Below are 22,670 nucleotides of genomic sequence, written 5' to 3'. Positions count from 1 at the left end.
TGTCCGTTGCAGGGGTGGCCTGCGCCCGCTATTGCCGCAGGCCAGTGGCGGCCTCGATGGAGCGGACCATCTCCATCAGCAGCGGCGCCACCTTCTTTTCCATCATTCCGCGCTTCACCTGGGAGCCGGACAGCGCGCAATTGAACAGCAGCGGGCGATTCAGGTAGTGGATGCGCGAATAGACACCCACGCCGTGCACGCCGATACCTGCGTCGCCCTCGTTGAGCGCGAAGCCGCGCTTGGGGTAATGCGCCACGTTATGGCAGAGCGTGTCGTAGAACGCTGCATATTCCTCGGGCCGCTCCTCGCGGGCGGCCGCCATCAGGCTTTCAAACTGGGCCTTCGACAAAGTGCACAGGTAGGCCCGGCCCATGGCCGTGCTGAGCACCGAGCGCACGGCACCGGTTCCGGGCCGCGCCGGCGTGCCCTCGTTGTGGGTGCAGGACTGCAGGTAGGTCACGTCAAGCCGGTGCGCCACCCCCATCGACACGGCGCCCTCGATCCGGTCGGCCAGGGCCTGCATCAGCGGCCGGGCCACGTGTCGCACCTGCAGCCCGGTCAGGTAGGGATAGCCCAGTGCGAGCACCTGGGCGCTGACGAAGTACTTGTCGAGCTTGGGGTCCCAGTCCAGGTAGCCCAGCTCGAACAGCGTGCGGCAGATGCGCGACACCGTGGCGCGCGGCAGCTGCAGGCGCTGCGCCAGCTCGCCGTTGCCCTGGGGACGCGGCTCATCGATGAAGCAGCGCAGCAAGGCAAAGCCCTTGGCCAGCAGGCCGCCGAAGGACGGGTCCTCGCGGCGGCGCTCGGCGATGAATTGTTCGACTGGAATGTTCATGGCGTCTCCCGTTTATCCAGTCTGGACAGCTGTCCATCCTGTGTCAAAAAGCGGAATCAATTTCCACATATTGGAAATATAGGCCATCGCCTTGACCTGCCTTGCGGGCCACCCCTATGTTCTGTGGCATCGAACAGAGATTCGAAACCGGAGCGGGAAACCTGAACGGGGTCATGGACCATCCCGGGCTGATTCCACCTTTTTCCAGGAGACAGAACATGAAAATCCGCAGCATGTCAGGCGGGCGGCGTGCCGTCCTGTTCACGGCGGCGGCCCTGTGCGTGCTGCCGCTTGGCGCACGGGCCCAGGGCAGCTACCCGAGCAAGCCGGTGCGCCTGATCGTGGCCTACCCGGCCGGTGGCCTGACCGACACCCTGGCGCGCGCGCTGGCAGACGGCCTGGGCAAGCGCCTGGGCCAGACCCTGGTGGTGGAGAACAAGGGCGGCGCGGGCGGCATCATCGGCACCGACCAGGCGGCCAAGTCGCCGCCCGACGGCTACACGCTGCTGCTGACCATCCCTGGCCCGATCACCGCCAACCTGGCCCTGTACAAGAAACTGCCCTACGACCCGCGCACCGACCTGCGCCCGATTTCCGACGTGGCCACCGCGCGCACCGTGCTGGCGGTCAACACCGCCGTGCCGGTCAGGACCGTGAGTGACTTGATCGCCTATGCGAAAAAGGAACCCGGGAAGCTGCGCATGGGTTCCTGGGGACCCGGCACCCAGCCGCACACCATCCAGACCTACATGGCCAAGACGTATGGGGTGGACATTCTCCACGTGCCCTACCGTGGCGAGGGCCCGATGGTGACCGACCTGCTGGCCGGCCAGATTAATGTCACGGTGGGTTCGATCACCGCCCTGCAGCAGCACTTCGCCGGCGGCCGGCTAAGGCCCCTGGCGGTTGCCGGCTCGCATCGCGCCAGGGCGCTGCCCAACGTGCCCACCTTTGCCGAGGCCGGCTATCCCGACGAGGCTTACCGCCTTACCGGACCGATCACCCTGATGGCCCCGGCCAGGACGCCCCAGCCCATCATCGACCGCCTGGGCCGCGAGGTCAGCGCGCTGGTGAAAAGCCCGGAGTTCTCGCAGCGCATCGAGGACATGGGCGCCGAGCCCATCGGCAATCTGCCTGCCGAAGCCGAAAGCGGCTACAAGGCGTACCTGCCGGTGGTGATGAAGCTGACCGCCGATACCGGGGTGACGCTGGACTGAGAACGGCAAGGCTCCGGACCGCTACTTCGCACTCAACGGCTGCATTGCCTGGCGATCGGTACAGGACCTCCTGGCACGCTCTCCCAGGAACGCCTCGGCCTCCTCGGGGGTGAGGTCTCGCCCTGCGGTCTGGCAGGCGATACCCACGAGGTCAGGTAATGTCAGCCGCCACAGTCTTACTGTCCCGTCGTAAGCACCCGTAATGACCCAGCGACTGTCCTTCGTGAAGCCAATATGGGCCACAGTCGCTTCATGCCCTCGCAGCACGACGGGCGCCGCACTCGGATTCGTTGGATCCCAGAGACGGGTCGTTCGATCTTCGCCGCCCGCGGCCAACCACTTGCTGTCCGGACTAAATGACGCCGACAAGATTCTCCCTGCGTGCCCGGTGAGTTCAATCGGCTTCGATGTTCCGGATTTTGTCAGGTCGAGCAGCTTGAGCGTCCTGTCCCAAGAGCCAAAGGCTACCCAATGGCCATCGGGGCTAAAGGTTGCTTCCAGAACGCGATCCGAAAACGTCAGTACCGATACCAATTTGGGTTCGGGACCGGCGCTGAGATCCCAAAGCCGCCCCTTGGTATCCATACTTGCCGTTGCAGCCCATCGCGAGTCGGGGCTGAACACGACCTGGTACACAACGTCTCCATGCGGGAGCAGACGCGGGCTCGCGCAGGGATTGGGAGAGGCCAGGTCCCATATACGCGCGTTGGTACCGTGGGCGGCCGTTGCCAGATAGCGCCCGTCCGCGCTGAACGCTGGCTCCCGCACCGGCTCGCCCTGGCTGCAACGATGGCGTGGCTCCAGGGAAGGACTATCGGTGGAGACGTCCCAGATATTCACGATACCACCTTGCCACGTCCCGCTCACCAGCCACCGGCTGTCTGGGCTGAACACCAGCGTCCTCACGTCTCCCCACTGTTGCTCAACGAGAACCAGCGGCTTCCTGGAGAGCTCCGTCAGGCGCCAGAGGCTGATCACCCCCTGATCCTGGCTTTTGGCCGCCAGCCAGCGCCCATCCGGGCTGAATGCGATGGCGTGCGAGGCACCGGGCAAGGGCAGTTCACGGGCCGGTTGACGAGGATCCCTGGTGGACCAGAGCACGAGTTTCTTGTCCTCCTGACTCGAAGCTGCGATCCAGTTGCCGTCCGGACTGACAGCCATCCCGACGATGGAAGGTTTGACCTTGCCCCGCAGCACGAGCGGGTCCGCAATGGCATCGGGGATACTCCATAGCCGTGCACTTGCATCTTCCCCTAGGGTGACAAGGTGGCGCGGCTCTGCGCCAGGGCTAAACATGACATGCTTCACGGGCAGTTCCTGGCCGCGCAGGATCGTGGAGGGTATCGTCAAGTCAGCCAGATCCCACAGGCGCGCCGTTGCGTCCTGTCCGCCCGTCGCAAGCCACCGCCCATCATCGCTGAATACGACGGAATTGACTGCGGCACTATGCCCCTTCAGGGCAACCGGCTCCTTGCGCGTTCCCGTCAGGTCCCACAGCATGACGGCCGCCCCACTGCCGCTCCCGATCGCCAGCCACCTGTTGTCAGGGCTTAGGCCCACAGTGCCGATCCACCCGCCACTGCCACCATACCGCCCCACGACAACCTGCGGCGGGTTCTCCTGTGTCAGATCCCAAACCTCCACGGCATAGCCATAGGCAACCGCCAGGCGTGTCTCGTCGCCGTTGAAGGCAATGGCCAGGAGGGAGTCCTCATGTAGTTCCGTTGCATGGGAAAGGCGCCTGGGTTCCTGATCGGGAAAGCCAGCCGACAGGTCCCACAGGCGAACCGGGGCCCCGAACGCTTTGCACCCACCCGTGCAGCTGGTCGCGAGCCAGCGTCCCTTGGGACTGAACACAACATTCATGACGGGAACTTCATCCTTCCAGGCGTCGCAGGGTGTTTCCAGCGGCCCTTCGACGGACATCTTCCAGATGCAGATATTGCCGCTCTGTGTGCCGATCACCAGCCACTCACCGTTCGGGCTGATCGCCACAGCGTGAATGGCACCATACTGGCCACCGCCAAATATCGGACCAGCTTTTGCCCCTTCCGCCGTCAAACGCCAGAGTCGAACCGAGCCATCGGCAGCTCCGCTGACCAGCCATCGGCCGTCGGGGCTGAATGCCAGGCCGTGAACGGCGCCCTTATGTCCGTCGAGCAGGAATGAGCGGCTCGTCGGATCGACAGTATTGAGATCCCAAAGTCGAATGGCGCCGTCGTCGCTCCCGGTGGCGAGCCAGTGCCGGTCGAGCGAAAAGGCGGCAACGCGGGACGACTTTCCGTGCCCTCCCAACGGGCGGCCGCCGGTCGCCCGTAGTTGGTGTCGGAGGCCATCGATGGCAAGCAATGTTCCGTCCGGGCTATCCTTGCTCAGGGAGGCGGCCTGCGCGCTCAGGAGCAGGCTACGCTGCGGGTTCGTTCCGATATCGCTGGTATGCCGGGCGAGCTGTTGCACTTCGCCTACCCTCTTGTTGGCGGCTGTCGCCTCACGGTATTGCCATGTCGCCACCACAGCGGCGACAGTCGCGACTGAAAGCAAGCCCAAAGCAACGAAGGTAAACATGCGGGAAATCCTTGCTGCTCGCCTCTGCGCCTCCGCCGCCTTCGTTTGCTCCGCCGCGATCCGCTCGGCGTCCCTGATCCGCCGTTCCTGCTCCTCCTTCTCGGCCGCGTCACGGGCACGTTGCGCCGCGCTACAGGCGTTGAGGTAAGCCCGTTCCACGGACGCTTCCGGCATGGTGAAACGCGAGTTCGTCAGCAGCGCCTCGGCATCGCTCAGGCGGCCCTCGCGGTGGACCAGGAGATCGCCACGTCGCCCTCCCTGGTCCCACTCTTCCGCGGCACGTTGCAGGCTTTCCAGCGTACGCAGCTTGTCCCGATCCTCCATCAGCCAGTTGCTCAGCTGGGGCCAGGTACGCAACAGCGCCTCGTGCGCAACTTCGCTGGTCTCCCGGCCCTGGGAATCGCGGTCGGTGACCAGGAGACGCGCGTCTATGAATCGCCGCAGCAGCGCCAGGACGCGGCGTGGCAGATCGTCGACCAGGGCACGCCGGCGCGAATAGGCGCCCTCGGCATTGATCCGCACCATCGTTGGCACAAAGGCGGCGTGTAGCGCGTCAAGTTCGTCCGGGGCGGGCTTTGTCTCTGCGATGATTCGTTCTGCCTCTTCCCGGACCGCCCCTTCCAAGCGGCCGAGACGTTCATATTCGTCCAGCGCCAGGCGGCCGCTGCCGCCGCTGCGCTCGTAGAGTCTCCTCAGCGTGAAGGCCAGCAGGGGCAGCGCATCGCGGGTACCGGTATCACTCACCATGGCCTCTACCAGGCCATCGGCAAGTTGCAATCCGGCTAACCGGGCTGGCCCCCGGATGATCTCCGGGAAGCTTCGCAGCGGCATTGGGTCAATGGGAACGGCCCGATAGCGGAAATGATGTGGATAGTCGTTGTCCTGCAGCGCCGGGTGGTTCTGGAAATCGCCGAGAAAGTCCGAGCGCAGCGTGGCGATTGCCATCAGCCGCCGGTCGCCGATCTCCAGCCCGGCACGTAGGAGCCGGAGAAAACGCGTGGCTGCCTCCGCTGGCGTGTAGCCAAACAGCTCTTCGGCCTGGTCGATGGTCAGCAATACCGTCGCTTCCTGACGTTTGGCGGCAATCGCCAGATCCCGGGCAAAGCCGAGCAGTGCCTGGCCATCCGGGGGAATTTGTGCCGCCGCCGTGTGCAGCTCGGTTCGAATCGTTCTCCAGTCGCGCGGCGTCCCCTGGGCATCGAAGCTCGCGGCCAGCGCTACGGCCAACTCGTCGAGCGGTTCGACCTGGGGCCGGAAAGGCGGGGTTGCAAGCCATTCGGCAGGCTTCTTCCTGAGCCGGGGGATGACGCCCGCCCTTGCCAGCGACGACTTTCCGCTGCCCGATGCGCCGAGCAAGAGCACGAATCGCGCTGCCTCGCTGCCCTGACGGCGTAGCGCATCCAGGGTTTCGAGCGTCTTGAGAATGTCCTCGCCACGCCCAAAGAAGATGGCCGCGTCCTGTTCCTCGAATGCCAGGAGCCCCGGATAAGGTGGCCGTCTGGGGTCCCAGTCGAAAACATCCAACGGATCGAGCCCCCTTTCCAGGAGGCCGATCCTGAGTCGCTTATAGCCTTCCTCCGGCTGGGCCGTCAGATCGATGTGCTGGATATCGCTGAAGATGCCGCTTGCATCGCAGGCTTGCACCTTGACCGGGAAAATCGCTTTGCCGCGCTCCCGTGCCTGTACCAGCTCGGCAAAACACCATTTGGAGGCCAGCCAGTTCGGAGTCAGTAACGCGATCACCGCCTGCGACTGGCGCAGGTTCTGATAAAGCGTCTGCTCCCATCCGGCGCCGCCCTTGATTCCGGCCTCCGGGTCGAAATCCAGGAACAGCGAAGCGTGGCCCTGCGCTTCCAGCCACGCTTTCATATCAGCCGCCGCCATGTTGTCGGCGCTGCTGTGGCTAATGAATATTGAGGTCATTTCCTGCTCCCAATACCAGGCTTCTTGCCACGAGGTCGCCAATGGTGGCGAATCCCTGCTGCCGACCTAGAATGAACGAACCTCTCAACTTGCCGGAGATCCCCATGCCAGACGTCACGATCGACAGCGCCAAGACGTTCTTGCTTGACGCGGAACTTCCCCCGGTGGATCACTCGCGCGATCCGATGCTGCTGGACGGCGACACGCCGCAGTTCGATGAAAACAAGGACCAGGCCGTCGTGATAGGTTCTGGCGTCCTGACCTTTTCCAGGGGAGTGCCGGCCGCGCGCCGCACTGCGGTGGCAAACTCGCTGCTGTTGGCGCAACTGGTTGCAAGGCGCACCGCAGGCGATCCGGACAACGTCGAAGCCTGGTACAAGGAGTACGTGCGGGTGCTGGCCAATATCGGCTGGCTGATCGAAAGCACGACGGCCACCCGCTATGTCGAGGGCAGCGACAGGTTCGAGACGCACAAGGCCGTCATGTCCGTGGCGGCGCTGCTGCTCGGCCCGGGTGCCCCCGGCGCGCTCGCGCTGGTCCAGACCACCCTCGACGGCTTGGCCAGCATGGACAAGAGCAAGCCGTGGATCACCATCTTCAGCCGCGAGACAAGTGCTTCCAGCGTGTCCAGCTTCCAGGTGGCGCTGGCGGAGGAGGCCGCCGACGGACGCTTCGTCGTATCCATGATGGCCTTCGCGCTGAAGGCAGGCTCGGCGGTCACGCAGGTGCTCTTCTTCAAGGCGAGCAGCAATGATGTGGAGTTCACGCATTACGACTCCAGGGCCGAGATCAATGTCGGCATCCTCGACGCGCTGGAGCCAGAGCTTGGCAACCGCGTCGCGCAGCATAGCAAGTCGTTCATCAGCCAGCTCCCCGATCTCTAGCAAGCGCAAGTTGCCGCCCTGCTCCTATAGCGAAGGAATGGTCACGATGTGGAAGTGCGACAGCGTGGCCAGCTCCACGAATGCCATGGTCGCGTCCGCGCCGGGGCGTGGCTGTCCATCCCAGACAGCGAACGCGTGCAGCGATGGCTTTGCCGGGGCGAACGCTCGTGCGAGCGCCTGAGCCTCGACCAGGATCCTGGTGTTGGCCATCCGGTAATCCTGGTCGTCTTCGCCGGAAGGCTGCAGCACGACCAGATCGCCCTCCCGCTCCGCGGCACCGACATGCCGCCAGAAAGCCGCGCTCCAATCGCCCTGACGGTCGCGCACCGAGGTCTCGACAAAGCGGCTTGCCTCGAACGGCAGCACGATGCGGCGGCGCAGCCCCTGCTTTGCCGCCACGTCGAGCGCAATGAGGTCCGCGCCGCAGGCCGCCGAGCACACCAGCGCGGCCGCCCCCACCAGCCGGAAGCCGGCGGCGATGCGCTCCGCGACGCGCTCCACGTTTGCTGGTGGAAAACGCGCCGGCTGCGCACCCGCGGCATCGATGCGTCGGCCCGCCAGGGCCACCACGGCAGGCAAGGCGGGAGGCACGGCGCTCATCAATGGCCCGCCGGGGCGGGGTCCGCCCAGCGCTCCAGGCATTGCAACAGCGATTCGGCTGCGGCCCGCTCTGCCGCGTCGGCATGCCGCTGGTAGACCGGCAGGACGAAGTCGGCCTGGTCGCGCACGGTACGCCAGTTGTTGATGGCCGGCAGGCTCCTGTGCAGCTTGCCCAGGTCCGCGAGGATCGACGACAAGTCATCTGACAGGGTGCGCCGCGCGGCGCACTGGTAAACCCACAACTCGCTCAAGGCCGACCGGCTCCAGAAGTCCGGCTCGGCATGGTTCCGCTCCGGCGATGCCGTCGCCAACCCTTCCCAGTCGCCCGCGTAATCACCCTCCGTTCCCGCTGTCCAGTGCGCGACAAGCTCCGCCGCGCAGCGATTAATGGCCGGGTAGTAGGCGTTGCGAGCGCCGTGCGCCATGGCGGCCGCCTCGGCTTCCCGGTACCACCGCACGGTTTCACCAATGGCGGCCATTTCGGCATCGCGGCGGCCGGCCAGGCGCTCGACCATCGCCAGCCGCTTGCTGGCCGAGCCGCACAGCGCGAGCCGCTCCATCGACCTGTGCAGCGCGAGCAGCTGTGCCAGCTGCCCCATGGTTGCAAGCAGCAGTTCCCTGGAAGCGTCGACGGCAGGTTGCAGCGCGGCGACGTCTGCGCCGGCAGTGGCAGCGACGGCGCGCAGGCGCTGCCATGCCAGCCGCACCTGCACGTTCGCCAGCTGCTCGGCGGACTGCAGGGTCGCCTTACCGTCCGCCGCCTTAAAGGCGGCCTGATACCAGGCGGCGGCTTCCTCGAGCAAGCCGGCCTCCCGCCAGGCCGTTGCAAACGCTTCGGCCACTGCGCCCATGCGTGCCCAGTTGCGCTCCGGGTCGCCAAACGTATCGTGCAGATAGCGCAGGCGCCTGGCGGACTGCTCCACATTGGCCCCGCTCACGCGCAATTCCATCTGGATCATCTCGAGGGCAAGGAGCAGTCCCTGCGGCGACGCGATGCCGGCATAGGCTGCTGCGAAGCGCTGCTTCTCTTCCTCTGGCGCCTCGCTGGCCGCCCGGGCGCCGCCCGGGCCTACGTCCATCCAGCCCGGGAGGCACCAGTCCGGGTCGCCGTAGCACTGATAGGCTGCCCAGGTATTGCTGGGCAACTTGTACGCCGCCTCCCTGGCAATCGCGACCGCATCGAGGAAGCGCTGGCCGTCCAGCAGGGCGCGATAGAACGCGGTGGCAAATATCTCGGCCGCCGCATCATCGACGGCCCAACCTGCGGCCACCACGCAGCGCACGCCGAGCTTGATGAGGGCTTCGGCCACGCTGGCGGCGAAATCCGGCCGATGAAAGGATGGCGTCGGGCAGGTACCCAGCAGGTTTGCCGTATCCGTCTTCGCAAGATGGCAGCAGTTGATGAACACCAGTTCAGGCACGCGCTGCATCCTCGCGAGTTCCTCTGGCCCGAGGAAAGTCCCGTTGGAAAGGACGACGCCACCTGCCCGCCCTGCCCCGTTGTCCGCTGCCGCCGCCTCGTCGCTGGCCGCCTGGCCGTGGCCTGCAATGTGAACGATGCCCCAGTCGCCGTCGAGTAGCGTCGCCACGACCTGTCGACTGTCTGGCCCGCGGTCGATGTCGTTGGCCGCCGCAAGGAGTTTTACCTGACGGTCGGCGCCGAGCCGCCTTGACAAGAGCGCCGACACCGCACGCGCCTCTCGCCTCGCGCCGGGCAGCAGCGGATAGCGCTTGTCGTCCGTGCACGGATCACCGATCACGAGGATCGGCGCGCGCCGCCCGGCGTCTTCCACCTGCCGGCGGAACTCTTGCGTGCGCAGCTTGCGCAACAGCTTGGCGCGGATCGCCCACGGCTTGTAGTCGGCGTTCTCGCCGGCGTCGGTATCGCGCCCGCTGTCGAGCATCTCCCACGGAATACCGGCGGTTCCGGGGTCCAGCTCGATCTGCATTTCGCTGGCGCCGGCAAGAAACGGCCGCACTTCGACCGGAACCAGCAACTTGAACAGCGTACGTCCGACACTGTCGTCGTTGCAGGTATTCGACGACGCCACGCTTACCAGTTCGCGCAGGAGGCGGCCCTGCGCCGCCACGGCACGCACCTCGGTACGTGCACGCCGGGTATCAAGCGTATAGATGATGGAGGAAGCGCCTCGGACGTCGACCTGCGTGGTCGCCGTGATCAGGTCGAAGTCCGCGCCCCGATAGCTGGAATCCAGCGGCCGCAGCAGCGCACCTGGGCTACTGCGGATAAAGGGCTTGATGACAAAGCGCCCCGGACAGGCCTGGACCAGCAGCTGCAGTGCCCGCCACGCCTCCGCGGCCCGGTCCAGGTACAGCTCGACCAGGCTCAGGCACTCCACCACAGGCCAGCCCGCGGAAGCCAGCAGGCGGTTGGCCTCACGCACTCCTTCGGCCACCGAGCGCGCAGCCTGGCCGGGCGACATCCCGGTGCCGCCGCTGCCAACCAGCGTCGCGGCGAGCGAGAATGAAGCCGGCCAGGGCACCGACTCGCCCGGAGGGCGCGCGGCTTCAGTCAGATGCTGTGCCCAGGCGATGACGCCGAGCCGCACCGTCTCGGCCAGCCCGCTGGCGCGCAGATGCCCCTCGTCGCCGAGACCGGCTACGACAATGCCCTTGGGACGCGGCACGTCGCGCAGGGGGTTGATCCTGTCCGCGCTGGTATTGACGAAGACCTGCTGCGTCTTCAGTTCCTGCGGATAGCGCCCCAGCCGCATCGAGGTCGACATGGCATTGCCGATCAGCCAGTCCATGACGGCCTCGGTACCCATCAGCGCGCTACCGCGATAGTGGCCCACCAGCACGGGGGCATCGAAGAATTTCAGGTTGCCGTTGACAACGTCGACACGCAAGGCGGACACGCTGGTGGCCGCCGCGCCGGCGGCGCGTTTCTGTCCGAGCGTCGCGCCCCGTGTCAACCCGCCGTCGGGCTTTGGCCCGGTATCGCCTGAGTTGGCGAGCTGGGCCGGGACGGCCCGCGTGCCGCCATCTTGTGGCTTCATGGAAGGGCTCAGTTCAGCGCCGGCCGGATGACAGTGTCGGCATCGCAGTGCACCGCGTACAGCAGCCCCAGCGGGTTGCCATGCGCCTTGAGGAACTCCTGCCGCAGGCCGAGCACGACTTCGCCCAGCGGTTCGCCGTGCAGGAAGCGCTCGAAGAATCGATCTGCCCACGCCCTGGCGAACAGGGCTGGCGTCTTGCATTCCGTGCCGATGACGCCGCGCGCGCCCTTGTCCATGAAGTAGGGTGCGAAGCCGTCGTAGAACGTTGGCGACATCTCGGCAGATTCGCACGCGTTGATGAAGACCAGCGGCTGGCCGCCCAGCCGCACGGCGCGAGGCGCGGTGAGATCGAGGTCGTTAAGGCTGATCAGTTCGTCAGTCAGCGCCAGGCTCGATGCGCCGGGTCCTCCAGCCTCCGTCAGACCCCGCGATACCGCGTGGCAGTACAGGTAGAGAATCTGGTCCGGCGTGTCCCGGTTGTTGAGCGCGCCGATAAAATCGGTCGGCGTGGCGCGGTCTGTCACGGCGATGCCCGCGCGGTCCTTCCAAAAGCTACGCTGGGACTGGACGAAGTCCACGCCCATCGCCGCATCGATGCCCGCATTGAAGTTCAGGCTGACCTTCAGGTCCGGGGTGCTGGGGATTTCCGGTGCCATCACGGCCATCGGGTTCTGCAGCGGAATCTGCTCGATGATGTGACGCATGCCAAGGAAATTGTTCCAGTCCAGCGGCGCTGCGCCGCTCACGTCTCCCATGTAGAGCAGTGGCCAGGGAATCGGCAGCGTCTCGGCGACAACCTGGATCCTGAGGCGGACGTCCGGATTGGTGCTCAACTGGCGCAAGGCCCTGCCAACCGCCCTGGCGTCGTCTCCCGCGCCCGCACCTTCGAAGAGCTTGAGCATCAGCAGCGCGCCAGCCCGGGCCATGATCTGCAGGGCTTTTTCCTGCGCGTCGGGGGCGATGTCGATGTCGCGCTGGAACACGTAGCGGCCAGCAGGGTCCTGGTGCATCACTACCTTCATCAGTTCCGCACGGGCGCTGTTGATATAGCTGTCAATCAAGCCGGCATTGATCGGCAGCCGCACCCGGGTGGCCACAGGGCCGCACACCACGCACTCGTAGCTGCCGGCGCTGCCCGGATAGATCTGCAGGCTCAGATCGCGCGGCTGCAGCACGGCGACTCCGCTCAGCGCGCGTCCGCGCGTTTTGACCTCAGTGGGCGCACCCGGCACGCCCACAAGGATCGTCAGGTCCATCTGCTGGATGAACTGGCCATCCTTAAGGATGGTTGCCTTGAGCTTGCATGGCCCGCTCTTCCGTGGCGACACGTCGAAACGGGCTTTGGTGAAGCCCTTGCCCACGCGGGGCACGCGCATCTGGCTGGTGTGGCCTGACGTCTCGAAGTCATCGGTGTCCAACTGCACCGTCAACACGACGTCCCTGGCTTCCGGCGCGAACAGGCCGCTTTCTGGCAGTGGTACATCCGCGATCACAAGTGCAGCTTCACGCCGGACGACATCCAGGTCAAAGGCAAGTGTGTACCACTGGCCCTGCACCACCGGCGCCTCCGGTGCGAGTCCCTCGAACTCAGCGTGGATCCAGCGCGGTGGCCCCGACTCTTCGGCCGGGGCGGGTGCCTGCTGCTGGTCCGGTGCTGGCGGTGCGGGAAGCTCCTCGTCGATGCCCAGAAGGCCTCGACCGTCCGCGGGCGGGACAGACGGCGCCGGCGTGACACCTCGCGAAGTCCCCGTGCCTGTCCCGGTACCCGTGCCTCCAGGCGTCCCCGTGCCGACGCCGAATCCTGTCGGGGGTGTGGAGGGCTCGAAAGCTGTTCCCCACTCAGGCGCCAGCACTGAGGGCCGGGCTGATCCCTGTATCGCCGCGGCCCAGAAAGCATGCGCGACAGCGGGATGCGCGATATCGTTGTGCGCGCCGGCCGCGCCACCGCCGTTGCAGATGACGTTGCTTGCCTCAAGGTTAAAGACGCTGCCTTCACTGAAGTCGTAGGGCAAGTCGCTGGCCGCCATCGGCATGTCGACGATGCCGGTACTCCCCTGGATGCCAAATGCGCCAATGCCGCCGTACTTCGGCAAGTCGTCGCCAAGCAGGAACTGTCCTTTGGCGCCAGCGCCCAGCGGATAGAACTTGGCGACCGCCGTGTCGTGCCTTGAACGCGTGGTCAGGATCGGCCCACGCACCATGCCGTTTGCAACGATACGCCGGAAGTAGCCTGGGGTACCTGGCGCATAAGGAACATCGTCGGCATAGGACCATAACGAAAGCGCGCCCTGGACAAGGAAAAGAGATTCCACCGGGCGCCGCAGCGCGGCACCACCCGACTCGCCAGCCACCGTTCCGGACACGACGATGCAGCCGAAGCTGTGACCCATCAGGTGGAAGCGCGCCTTGGGAGCCGCTTCCTGCATGGCGATCAGCAACCCATGTGCGCCGGTTTCGCCGAAGCGGCGCGCGCGATCCTTCATCTTCCAGAAGGAGAGTTGGCGCAGCGGGGCCAGAATGGCATCCTTTGCCCGGCTGCCGAAGCCCAGTACTTGCACATTCCTCGCCGCATCGCCAGCGTCGCTCCCTTCAGCCTGCGCGACGATGGCCTGCGCATCGAAGCCGTCCTGGTCCGCACCCGGACGCCCGTTTGCACTGCCGGTCCGCAGGCCGGAAAGCTGGAAGAGTGCCGCGAAATCATCCTCGATGGCGGCCGTCAGCGCGGTGCTGCTGGCCGTCTCCGCATAGGCGAAGATTTTCGCGATGGTCTCGCGCGCGTTCTCGCCGAGTTGCGCGGCCAGGGCGTTGACGTCAGCATCGTGTCCGGCAGACAGCACGGCCGCCCCTTCCGCGGGTACCGTCTCCATGCCCCACGGCAGGCTGGGCCAGTGAATGCCGATCACCAGGGGGTTGAAGCCCGCGTGGTTGACCTGCATCACAGCCAGATCAGCCTCGGAGGCGGCCATGGCGCGGATCCAGTTGTCGTACTGGGCAATGGCGGCAGGCACGTCGCCCTGCCAGCCATGACTGCAGACGAATACGTCGGTCACCGGCACGCCGGGGTCGGAGAGCCGCTGGCAAATGGCGGCGCTGAGCAGCGAGCCGTCAGGCTCCGGCCGTTCGCGTCCCTCCTCGTCGAACAGCACCAGGAAATACTCGATATCAGTACCGGCTATCTGGCGAATCGGCATGGCAGCCTCCCTCTCACCGGCCGGGTTGCCCAGCGCCCCGGCGCACGCTCTGTCCCCGTTGGCGCGCAGGCACCAGCCTGCGGCGGTGGTTCAGGCCAGTCCCTGCTCGAACAACAGGGCTTCCAGGTCGCGCCGTCGCAGCAGGCCCGCCATCTCCGGCTTGCCCGCCCACAGGCGCTTCATCGCACGGATCTGCGCCGGGATGTCGGCAAGGCGTCCCGCCTGAATATCGTCACGGATGGCGCGCATCTCCTGGTAGCGATCCCCGGCGGCGTTGAAGGAAGCTCCCCGGTTATAGGTCAGCGACACCAGCGCGCCCAGGCAATCGGGCGTCAGGTTCTCCGCGGCAGGCGGCAGCGCCGCGAGTGTCCGGCCGATGAAGCGCGGCATGACGGTTTTCTTGAATACCGCGTCCGCGGCGGTGAACGGCACGTCTACCGACTTCATCTGCGGCAGGATCTGGTGGGCAGCCTCGCCGGTTTTTCCGCATGCGAGCTTCAGCGTGCCGACGGCAGGATCGCCGATCGCGCCGGTCCAGTCGGTCGCCAGCACGTCCGCGGTCACGTAGCCGATGTCGTAGCCGATGCCGATCGTGACGCCTGACTTGCCGTGTGGCCATACCGGATGGCGATACAACCGGGTGTAGGCGGCTTCGCTGCTCACCTCGAACGCGACGATCATGTCCATTGCGCGAGTGGAGACGATGGCCGTACCGAGCAGCATCGAGGTCTCCGGGGGCGGATTCTCGCTCTCGAAGAGCTTGCGTTCCTCATCCTGCGACATGTCAGAAGCCCCGAGCAGCCCCGGAGTGCTAATCGTTTCAGCGAGCAGTTCGTCGAAGGAAGACATGTGCGATCCCCTTGTAGGCAGTCCATCTGACTTCCCTTGCTGAGGATGGCGTCAACGCAGCCGTCCAGAAGGTCCGTCGGTACTGGGGAATGACATCAGGGTGCGCCGGTCGGCCGCAAGCCGGCCATGGCGGCCTGCTTCGTGGCGCCTTGCCCACCGATCCCCCAAGACGGTGGACAAGAACAGAGACTCGCTGTCTGGTCTCCTCGCAGGAGACTCTATGACCTCTCAGGGTCGATCCATCCGAATATCGGCATCCCTGCTTCCCTTTGTCTGACCTATCAAGGGTCTCGCCAGATGCCCCGAAAAGATGGATCTATTTACTTTATTAGCAAAAAGGCAACCATCAAGATGCAAATGCGTCCGCTCACACAAAATTTCATTTATGTAACACTTTCACTTTTATTGACCTCAGGATTTAATTTGTTTTCGCCACATTGGCGAGAATGTGCCCGCACCTGCTACTCAATGCCTGGCTGATAGCCGGTGACGCTCATGAGTTGATAGCCCGCCCGCTTCATTGAAGTGAATGCCGCCTGATACTGCCCTGACGGCACGCTATGTTCAGCGGCCCATTTGGATCCTTCCCCTTTCTCCCAGATAGCGGCGTAATGTGTCGTATTCCCGGCACCCCACGCGCTGATCCGTACGGGACGATATCCCTGCCGGGCCAGCCGGTCATATTCCTGCTTGTAGAGTTCCGGCGACATGCCGTGATGCGTTTCCCAGTCGGGGCCAGGCCTCTTCTCCCAGATAGCGGCGTAGCGATCCTGCCCCTCACGCACGTACCCACTGACATCGACGAGCCGATAGCCATCTGTGGTGAACCGCTCGAACTGGCGCTGAAACTGACCTGGCGTCAAGTCATGTCGTGCAACCCACGCGACGCCCGCGTCCTTTTCCCAGATGGCTGAAAAGCGAACCTGGTCACCGACAGCGTAGCCACTGACATGGACAGGGCGATATCCTTGAGCGACCAGGCGGTCAAACTCTTGCTGGTATCGATTCGCAGTCAAGCCATGCCGCGCTTCCCGGGGAGGACCCGATCCCTTTTGCCAGATCGCGGCGTAGCGTTCCTGCCCTCCGACAGCGTAGCCGCTCAGATCCACAAGCCGATATCCCTGGCCAGCAAGCGTGTCCAGTTCGTGCTGAAGCTCTTCTGACGTCAGCCCGTGCCGGGCCTCCCAGGCCTGGCCCTGCGCGATTTGCCAGATGGTTGCGAAACGCGGCTCACGGGGACTCTGGGGCGAAGGCGGACGTACTGAGTCCGGGGCGGTCACCGGCGCGGTACCAGGAGCATTGGCAGGAGCACGAGCCGGGACAGGATGACTGGTGCGCTCCCCGTGCTGCGGTTCGGGCGCTAATGCCTCATTGACAGAGCGCTGATGCCACAAATAGCTGCCGGCCGCCAACACCAGTCCTGCTCCGACGCCTGCCAGGACCATACGGGTACCGGGCGCCAGCGCGGACCGCGCCGGCGGCGTGGTCTCGCGATCCTGCCTTGTCGGCAACTGCTTCGACTGCACATAGGGACGCAGAGCCTTCACGAGTAGCTGAACGTCAGATTCCCAACGTGCGTGCGTTAGCTCGACGCCGTTGCGAAACGCCAACTCTCTCATGTCCTCGGGCAAGTCCTCTGCACGGGGCATCGTCGCGCCATGCACCAGAACGGGTATGACCGGAATGTCACGCCGAAGTGCCGATGCCGTTTCAAGGCGGACAAAATCTGCCGGATCATCGAGCCGCCGCGCGCCCGATTCGTCGCAAGTCGTAAGCCAGCTCTTGCCAATAATCGAAAGCAGAACACCGCAAGAGGCGACGTGTTGGTCAATCACACTGCGAAAGTCGCGGCCGGGCTCGATGCCAGCGACGTCCATGAACACTGCGTCGTCACCAAAATGTTCGGTGAGATCGTCAAACAGGCGCCCGGCCTGGCCCTCGGCATCATCCCGGCGATAGCTGATGAAGATTGCACGCACGCCCATCTCCTCGGGGGAAATTCGCGAGTCGAGGCCAGAGTCGAACGGCTTTCAGTCCGGGATGGCGATTCCCAACAGCGCCTCACGCGGGCTTTCGGCATGTCACAGGACCAACTAATACCAGGATGCGGTTCCCCGCAAGCGGCAATTGACGAGCCGATCGAGCGAGTTTCGCGGATGATACGTTTTCACCCGCGTCTTGATCAGAAGAAAATTAAATTCAATTCACCGGGCGAGCGCTACCACTATCTTAGACAGGGCCGAGACGGGCTCCAGGAGAGAGGCTATGGTAACGGTCAGCTACCCCGGTGTGTACATCCAGGAAAAGTCCAGCGGCGTACGGACCATCACCGGCGTGGCGACATCCATTGCCGCGTTCATCGACTGGTTCCCGCGAGGTCCCCTCGACGAGGCGGTGCAGTGCCTGTCGTATGCCGACTTCGAGCGCGAGTTCGGCGGCATCCATATCGACAGCCCCGCCAGCTATGGCATCAAGCAGTTCTTCCAGAACGGCGGCAGCGAATGCTGGGTGGTGCGAGTCGGTACCACCGGCAGCGCCACGGCAACCGAAAATGCCGTGGAAGCACGGGCAGTGGTCACCGACGGGCCCGCGGGCAGCGGCGATCCGATGTTCCGCGTGCTGGCCGGCCGGCAGATCCGCGGTGCCGTCGCGGTCAATCCCGGCAGTTGGGGCAACGCGGTGATGCTCGATATCGACTACGAGACCAGCGACCCGGCCAACACCTTCAACCTGCACGTCAGCGAGGTCGTGCTCCAGAACGGCGTGCGCCGACTGCTGCGCAGCGAAACCTTTCGCAACCTGACGATGGACAGCGCCAGTCCGAACTTCGCGCTGGCGGTGGTCAATGCGGGCTCGCGCATCGTGCAGCTGGATCGGCGCGTGCTGGACGGATCGGCCGATATGGCGGACCTGCCCGACCCGCTGACGCGACCGGCCGCGACCGGCACGCTCGGCAACGAGCTGGCGGCAGGCGCGCCCGACATCCCCGACGATGGGGATACCTTCACGGTCACCGTCAATGGCGATGTTTCCCCGGCCGTGGTTCGCGTGTCGCACACCGCCACGCTGGACTACGGCGGCGCCACGCCCACCACATACCAGGCCGTGCGCCCCTTCGTCGAAGCCGCCATCCGCGCCACCGCGCTGTTGCCTGCGGTGACAGCGGACTCGGAGCGCGCCGTGCTGGCCGGCGCCACCGTGGTCTTGCGCGGCAACGGCAGCGCCAGCGCGCCATTCCGCTTCCTGGTACAGGGCGGACGCACCAGCCCCACCTACCTGGCGGGGGCCACGCTCGACGTGGTGGGGCCCGCCTCGGGCGACCTCGGCTTCCCCGCCGGCCTAAACCCCAACATACAGCAACACCAGCTCGCCGGAGGACAGGACGGCATTGCGCCGGTCGAGGGGCCCGCGCTGACTGGCGAGGCGTTGACCAAGACCGGGCTGTACGCGCTGGAGGATGTCGACCTGGTCAACATCCTCTGCATTCCTCGCGCCGCTGACCTGGCGCCGAACGAGATGTCCGCGCTGTACAGCGAAGCGACCACCTATATCGCCGCGCGGCGCGGCTTCCTGCTGATCGACATCCCCGAGACCACCGCCACCCTGGAAGCCATGCAGACCTGGCTCGCCGACAACGACGGCCTGCGCAACAAGAACGCGGCGGTCTATTTCCCGCGTACGTTCGCGCCCGACCCCGCCAACAACAACCGGCTCAGGAGCATCGCCGCGTCGGGCACCATCGCCGGGCTTTATGCGCGCACGGACGCCAGCCGCGGCGTATGGAAAGCCCCCGCCGGTACCGATGCCCGCCTGCAGAACGTGCAGGCGCTGGCCTATCAGCTGACCGACCTGCAGAACGGCGTGCTCAATCCACTGGCGGCGAACTGCCTGCGGACCTTCCCGGTGTACGGCAACCTCTGCTGGGGCGCTCGTACGCTGGACGGCGCCGACCAGCTCGCCAGCGAATGGAAGTACATCCCTATCGTGCGCTTGGCGCTGTTCATTGAGGAGTCGCTGTTCCGCGGCACGAAGTGGGTCGTGTTCGAACCCAATGACGAGCCGCTGTGGGCGCAGATCCGCCTCAATGTAGGCGTGTTCATGAACGGGCTGTTCCGCCAGGGGGCGTTCCAGGGAATGACGCGGCAGGAGGCGTATTACGTCAGGTGTGACAAGGAAACCACGACGCAGGACGATCGCAACCGCGGCATCGTCAATATCGAAGTCGGGTTCGCCCCGCTGAAGCCCGCGGAGTTCGTCGTCATCACGATCCAGCAGATCGCCGGCGCGCTGGAACCGTAAGGGAGTCGGATCATGGCACAGTTTTCCGTCAATACCCACCGCTTCGATCCGTACAAGAACTTCAAATTCCGCATCAAGTGGGACGGGCGCTATGTCGCCGGCGTCAGCAAGATCGGCGCGCTCAAGCGCAGCACGGAAGTGGTCGAGCACCGCGAAGGCGGGGACCCGTCCACCTCGCGCAAGTCGCCCGGACGCACCAAGTACGAGGCGCTGACGCTGGAACGCGGTGTCACCCACGACCCGGAGTTCGAGAACTGGGCCAACAAGATCTGGCATGTCGGCGGCGGGCTCGGCGCCGAGGTCAGCCTGAAGGACTTCCGCAAAGACGTGCTGATCGAGATCATGAACGAGACCGGGCAGGTGGTCCTCGCCTACAAGGTATACCGCTGCTGGGTCTCGGAGTTCCAGGCGGTGGCCGACCTCGACGCCAATGCCAACGCGGTACTGATCCAGACCCTGAAGCTCGAAAACGAAGGCTGGGAGCGCGACCTGGATGTGACCGAACCGGCCGAGCCGGTCACGGGAGCTTGAACTCATGGCCACGCCGCAGCGGCTCGCGCAGCACAGGCGGCGCGCCGGCTGGCGTGCGTTCGGCGGCGCCGATGATCTGGATGTAGATTTTGGCACCGACGACCGCCAGGCGCTGGTGACGACCTTGCTGGCGTCGTGCGCCGCCCCGCGCGATGCCCGTTACTGGTGGGCACAACCGGTGAGCGCGCGCATCGGCGCGCTGCTGCGCGTGCTGGCGACGACGGAGGCGACCGACCGGCTCGAACTGCAGGCCGCCTGCGGCAGCAGCGCATGCGCCGAACGGTTCGAATTCGAGCTGCCGCTGGCCATGTTGATGGCCCAGGTCCCGGCAGAAGATGTCGTGCGGCTGACGCTGGGCGATGACGCCCACCACCGAGCGGTTTCCGTGCGACGCCCCCGTGGCGCCGACCTGCGGGCGTGGCGGCAGGCCTGCCCCGCAGGCACGCGCCAGGCCGCCGTCAGGGCAATGCTCGACAGCCTGATCGTCGAAGGCGAGATAACCATCGACGATGAAGCGGAACTCGCGGAGACGCTGGCGGCGCTGGATCCGCTGGTGGCGTTCACAGTCGCCTGCCACTGCCCGGTGTGCGGCGAGAGCAATGAGGTGCGTGTCGACCTGGAGCAGATCGTGCTGGCGCGGCTGCGCCGCTGTCAGACTGCGCTGCTGCGCGAAATCCACCTGCTGGCCACGCACTTTGGCTGGAGCGAGCGCGAGGTGCTGGCGGTACCGCCAGCACGCCGCAAGCGCTACCTGGACTGGATTGGGGATACGCCATGAGCGACTACTTTGGCGCGCTGATGCAAGCCGGCGGGATTCACGTCGGGTCGGGCGAATCACCGGCACGGCCCGTCACTGCGACGCTCGCCGAGGCAGGCCCGGACGATGCTGGCCCCGATGCCGCGCCGGGCGCCGACGGGCCGGTACAACTGGTGGACGAGCCGAAGTCCACGGCCCGGCCCGCCGCGGCGGCCGCCAGCCAGCCCCTGACGGAGGCCAGGTCAATTGCGGCGGGCATGCCCGGTGAGATGCCACGGCAGCGCGTCGACTTGCCAACACCGCCGGTGCCAGCATCCGCGGCAGGCCTGGTCCCCACCGCCCCAGAACGCGAGGCGTCGCCCACGGCATTGGCCGCTGCGCCTGAAGCTGCGCGCGCCGGCACGCCTCCGACGGCGCAGGCAATGATCGCGGCCGCGCTGCGCTGGATCTCCAGCGCGGAGCCGGAGGAGTCCGCGCCCGCCCGGGCATCCGGGGCGCAAGCGCTACGCGGTGCCACACAGACAAGCGCGTACATGGAAGAGGCCAGCGCCAACCTGCCGGAAGCCGCGCCCGCAATGCCCCTTTCCGTACCAGGTGACAGCAATGCAGCGTGGTTGCGGCCCGAACCGGAATGGGCCGAGCCGCCGGTAGCGGCGGCCGCGCCCGACACGGTGGCCGTCTCGATCGGCGCGATTCACCTGCGTGTGGACGCCCCGCCGCCCGTCGCGCCGGCCAGCCCGGCTGCGCCGCAGCAACCCCCCGCGCCGGCCCTTCGTTCCGGCCTGTCGCGGCGCGCCCTGCGCAGGATTTGAGCCATGGCGCTGGCTGACACCGGCAGGGCGATCGGCGCGGTGACCCGCCTGCTGCGGGACCACCTGATCCGCCGCAGCTTCGAAGTCAGCGTCGGCAAGCCAGAGCTGGCCGCCGAGACAAATACCACCGCCAAGCTGAACCTCTTCCTCTATGAAGCCGCCTTCGATGCGACGCTGCGCAACCAGTCCCTGCACGAAGGCGAGCCGCCGCCGCTGTGGCTGGTGCTGAAGTACCTGCTGACCGCCTTCGATGACCGCGAGGAGAGCGACAGCGCAGCCGCGCACGAAATGCTTGGCCAGGGCATGGCGGCCTTGCAGGAGCTGAACTACCTGCGCCTCGACCCGCTGGTGGCGCCCGACGTGCGGCTCGCCCTTCAAGCCAACCCGGAGCCGCTCAAGCTGACATTCGATGAATCCGGCGTGGAACTGCTGTCCAAGGTCATGCAAGGCACCGACGAGCGCTACCGCCTGTCCGCTGCCTTCCAGATGCGGCCGGTCATGATCGTACCGAGCCATCCGCCACGCAACTCGCTGCTGGTGGGCATCGACTACCGGACCGCGCCGCAGACGGTAATCGGCGAGGACGGCATCGCCATCACCGTGCTGCCCACGCTCGGGCCCCGCCTGGCGCGCATCGAGCCCGGCGCTTTCGAAGCCGGAGAGACGATCGAGCTGTTCGGCGACGAGCTTACCGGCGACGACCTGGAAATCGTGCTGGGCAATATCGTGCTCACGCCGGTGCAACGGTTGCCTGACCGGCTGCGCGTCACCGCCGAGGGCGATCCGGGTGGCAATCCGCAGGGACCCATCGCCGCCGGCACGTCGCTATCGGCGGGCGAGCTGCCGCTGGTCGCACGGCGCCGGCTGTCGGCCACGCGCACCCGTTCCGGCAACCTGCTGCCCGTGCGCCTGCTGCCGACACTGGAAGACGCCGCGATCGCCGGAGGAGACCTGACGCTGACTGGCCTGCTGCTGGGCAACCAGACCGACGACATCGTCGTTTCGCTTTACCGTCCGGCCGACGGTGTCACGGTACGCAGCTTCGACACGTTTGCCAGTGCGCCCGACCAGCAGACCCTGACCATCTCCGGTGCGATCACCGGCATATCCGCTGGCGACTACCGCGTGATCCTGTGCGTAAACAGCCAGCAGGCGAAAGCCAGCCCCCTGGTGACGGTGCCCTGACC

Annotated in this window: 14 protein-coding genes; 7 read left to right on the top strand and 7 right to left on the bottom strand. The window is 65.9% G+C overall.

The window, feature by feature from the left end:
• Positions 1-28 precede the first annotated feature (28 nt).
• Positions 29-835 (bottom strand): IclR family transcriptional regulator, encoded by an 807-nt coding sequence (locus AC10V3_RS09990; protein WP_022535086.1) that lies wholly within the window; start codon positions 833-835, stop codon positions 29-31.
• A gap of 218 nt (positions 836-1,053) precedes the next feature.
• Between AC10V3_RS09990 and AC10V3_RS09985 the strand changes: the two genes are divergently transcribed.
• The gene (locus AC10V3_RS09985) at positions 1,054-2,052 is read left to right on the top strand and encodes a Bug family tripartite tricarboxylate transporter substrate binding protein (protein WP_490923614.1); all 999 of its coding nucleotides are present in this window, start codon (positions 1,054-1,056) and stop codon (positions 2,050-2,052) included.
• A 21-nt stretch (positions 2,053-2,073) separates the two neighbouring features.
• Here the strand turns inward: AC10V3_RS09985 and AC10V3_RS09980 are convergent, their stop codons facing one another.
• A complete protein-coding gene (locus AC10V3_RS09980; protein ID WP_490923613.1) occupies positions 2,074-6,540 on the bottom strand; it encodes an nSTAND1 domain-containing NTPase in 4,467 nt (1,488 codons plus the stop codon).
• An 89-nt stretch (positions 6,541-6,629) separates the two neighbouring features.
• Between AC10V3_RS09980 and AC10V3_RS09975 the strand changes: the two genes are divergently transcribed.
• Positions 6,630-7,424 carry a hypothetical protein gene (locus AC10V3_RS09975; RefSeq protein WP_490923611.1) on the top strand — a complete coding sequence of 265 codons (795 nt, stop codon included), beginning with the start codon at positions 6,630-6,632 and terminating at the stop codon, positions 7,422-7,424.
• A 24-nt stretch (positions 7,425-7,448) separates the two neighbouring features.
• Here the strand turns inward: AC10V3_RS09975 and AC10V3_RS09970 are convergent, their stop codons facing one another.
• The 5 genes from AC10V3_RS09970 to AC10V3_RS09950 form a co-directional block, all read right to left on the bottom strand.
• On the bottom strand, positions 7,449-8,024 hold the full coding sequence (locus tag AC10V3_RS09970; protein ID WP_041681052.1) for a hypothetical protein: 576 nt from the start codon (positions 8,022-8,024) through the stop codon (positions 7,449-7,451).
• Positions 8,024-11,044: a CHAT domain-containing protein gene (locus tag AC10V3_RS09965; RefSeq protein WP_490923609.1), complete on the bottom strand. Its 3,021-nt coding sequence runs from the start codon at positions 11,042-11,044 to the stop codon at positions 8,024-8,026. Before AC10V3_RS09965 ends, AC10V3_RS09970 begins: the two co-directional genes overlap by 1 nt.
• An 8-nt stretch (positions 11,045-11,052) precedes the next feature.
• Positions 11,053-14,235 carry a CHAT domain-containing protein gene (locus AC10V3_RS09960; RefSeq protein ID WP_022535080.1) on the bottom strand — a complete coding sequence of 1,061 codons (3,183 nt, stop codon included), beginning with the start codon at positions 14,233-14,235 and terminating at the stop codon, positions 11,053-11,055.
• 90 nt (positions 14,236-14,325) lie between these two features.
• Positions 14,326-15,084 (bottom strand): DUF8812 domain-containing protein, encoded by a 759-nt coding sequence (locus tag AC10V3_RS09955; protein WP_022535079.1) that lies wholly within the window; start codon positions 15,082-15,084, stop codon positions 14,326-14,328.
• A gap of 461 nt (positions 15,085-15,545) precedes the next feature.
• Entirely contained in the window at positions 15,546-17,063 is a 1,518-nt protein-coding gene (locus tag AC10V3_RS09950; RefSeq protein WP_022535078.1) for a TIR domain-containing protein, read from the bottom strand.
• Between the two features lie 286 nt (positions 17,064-17,349).
• On the opposite strand from AC10V3_RS09950, the gene AC10V3_RS09945 reads away from it, so the two are divergent.
• Genes AC10V3_RS09945 through AC10V3_RS09925 form a run of 5 tightly spaced genes read left to right on the top strand, consistent with a single transcriptional unit; the run spans position 17,350 to position 22,668 of the window.
• Complete coding sequence (locus AC10V3_RS09945; RefSeq protein ID WP_022535077.1) at positions 17,350-19,383, top strand: phage tail sheath C-terminal domain-containing protein; 2,034 nt, start codon at positions 17,350-17,352, stop codon at positions 19,381-19,383.
• Positions 19,384-19,395: 12 nt separating this feature from the next.
• On the top strand, positions 19,396-19,914 hold the full coding sequence (locus tag AC10V3_RS09940) for a phage tail protein (RefSeq protein WP_022535076.1): 519 nt from the start codon (positions 19,396-19,398) through the stop codon (positions 19,912-19,914).
• Positions 19,915-19,918: 4 nt separating this feature from the next.
• The gene (locus AC10V3_RS09935) at positions 19,919-20,692 is read left to right on the top strand and encodes a hypothetical protein (RefSeq protein ID WP_022535075.1); all 774 of its coding nucleotides are present in this window, start codon (positions 19,919-19,921) and stop codon (positions 20,690-20,692) included.
• Positions 20,689-21,483 carry a hypothetical protein gene (locus AC10V3_RS09930; RefSeq protein WP_490923606.1) on the top strand — a complete coding sequence of 265 codons (795 nt, stop codon included), beginning with the start codon at positions 20,689-20,691 and terminating at the stop codon, positions 21,481-21,483. The genes AC10V3_RS09935 and AC10V3_RS09930 overlap by 4 nt, the downstream gene beginning before the upstream one ends.
• A gap of 3 nt (positions 21,484-21,486) precedes the next feature.
• On the top strand, positions 21,487-22,668 hold the full coding sequence (locus AC10V3_RS09925) for a Pvc16 family protein (RefSeq protein WP_490923605.1): 1,182 nt from the start codon (positions 21,487-21,489) through the stop codon (positions 22,666-22,668).
• Positions 22,669-22,670: the final 2 nt, after the last annotated feature.

The sequence above is a fragment of the Cupriavidus sp. PB-02 genome (assembly GCF_058252315.1).
Note: the sequence above shows the minus strand (reverse complement) of the source record. Positions and strands in the feature narration are given on the sequence as shown.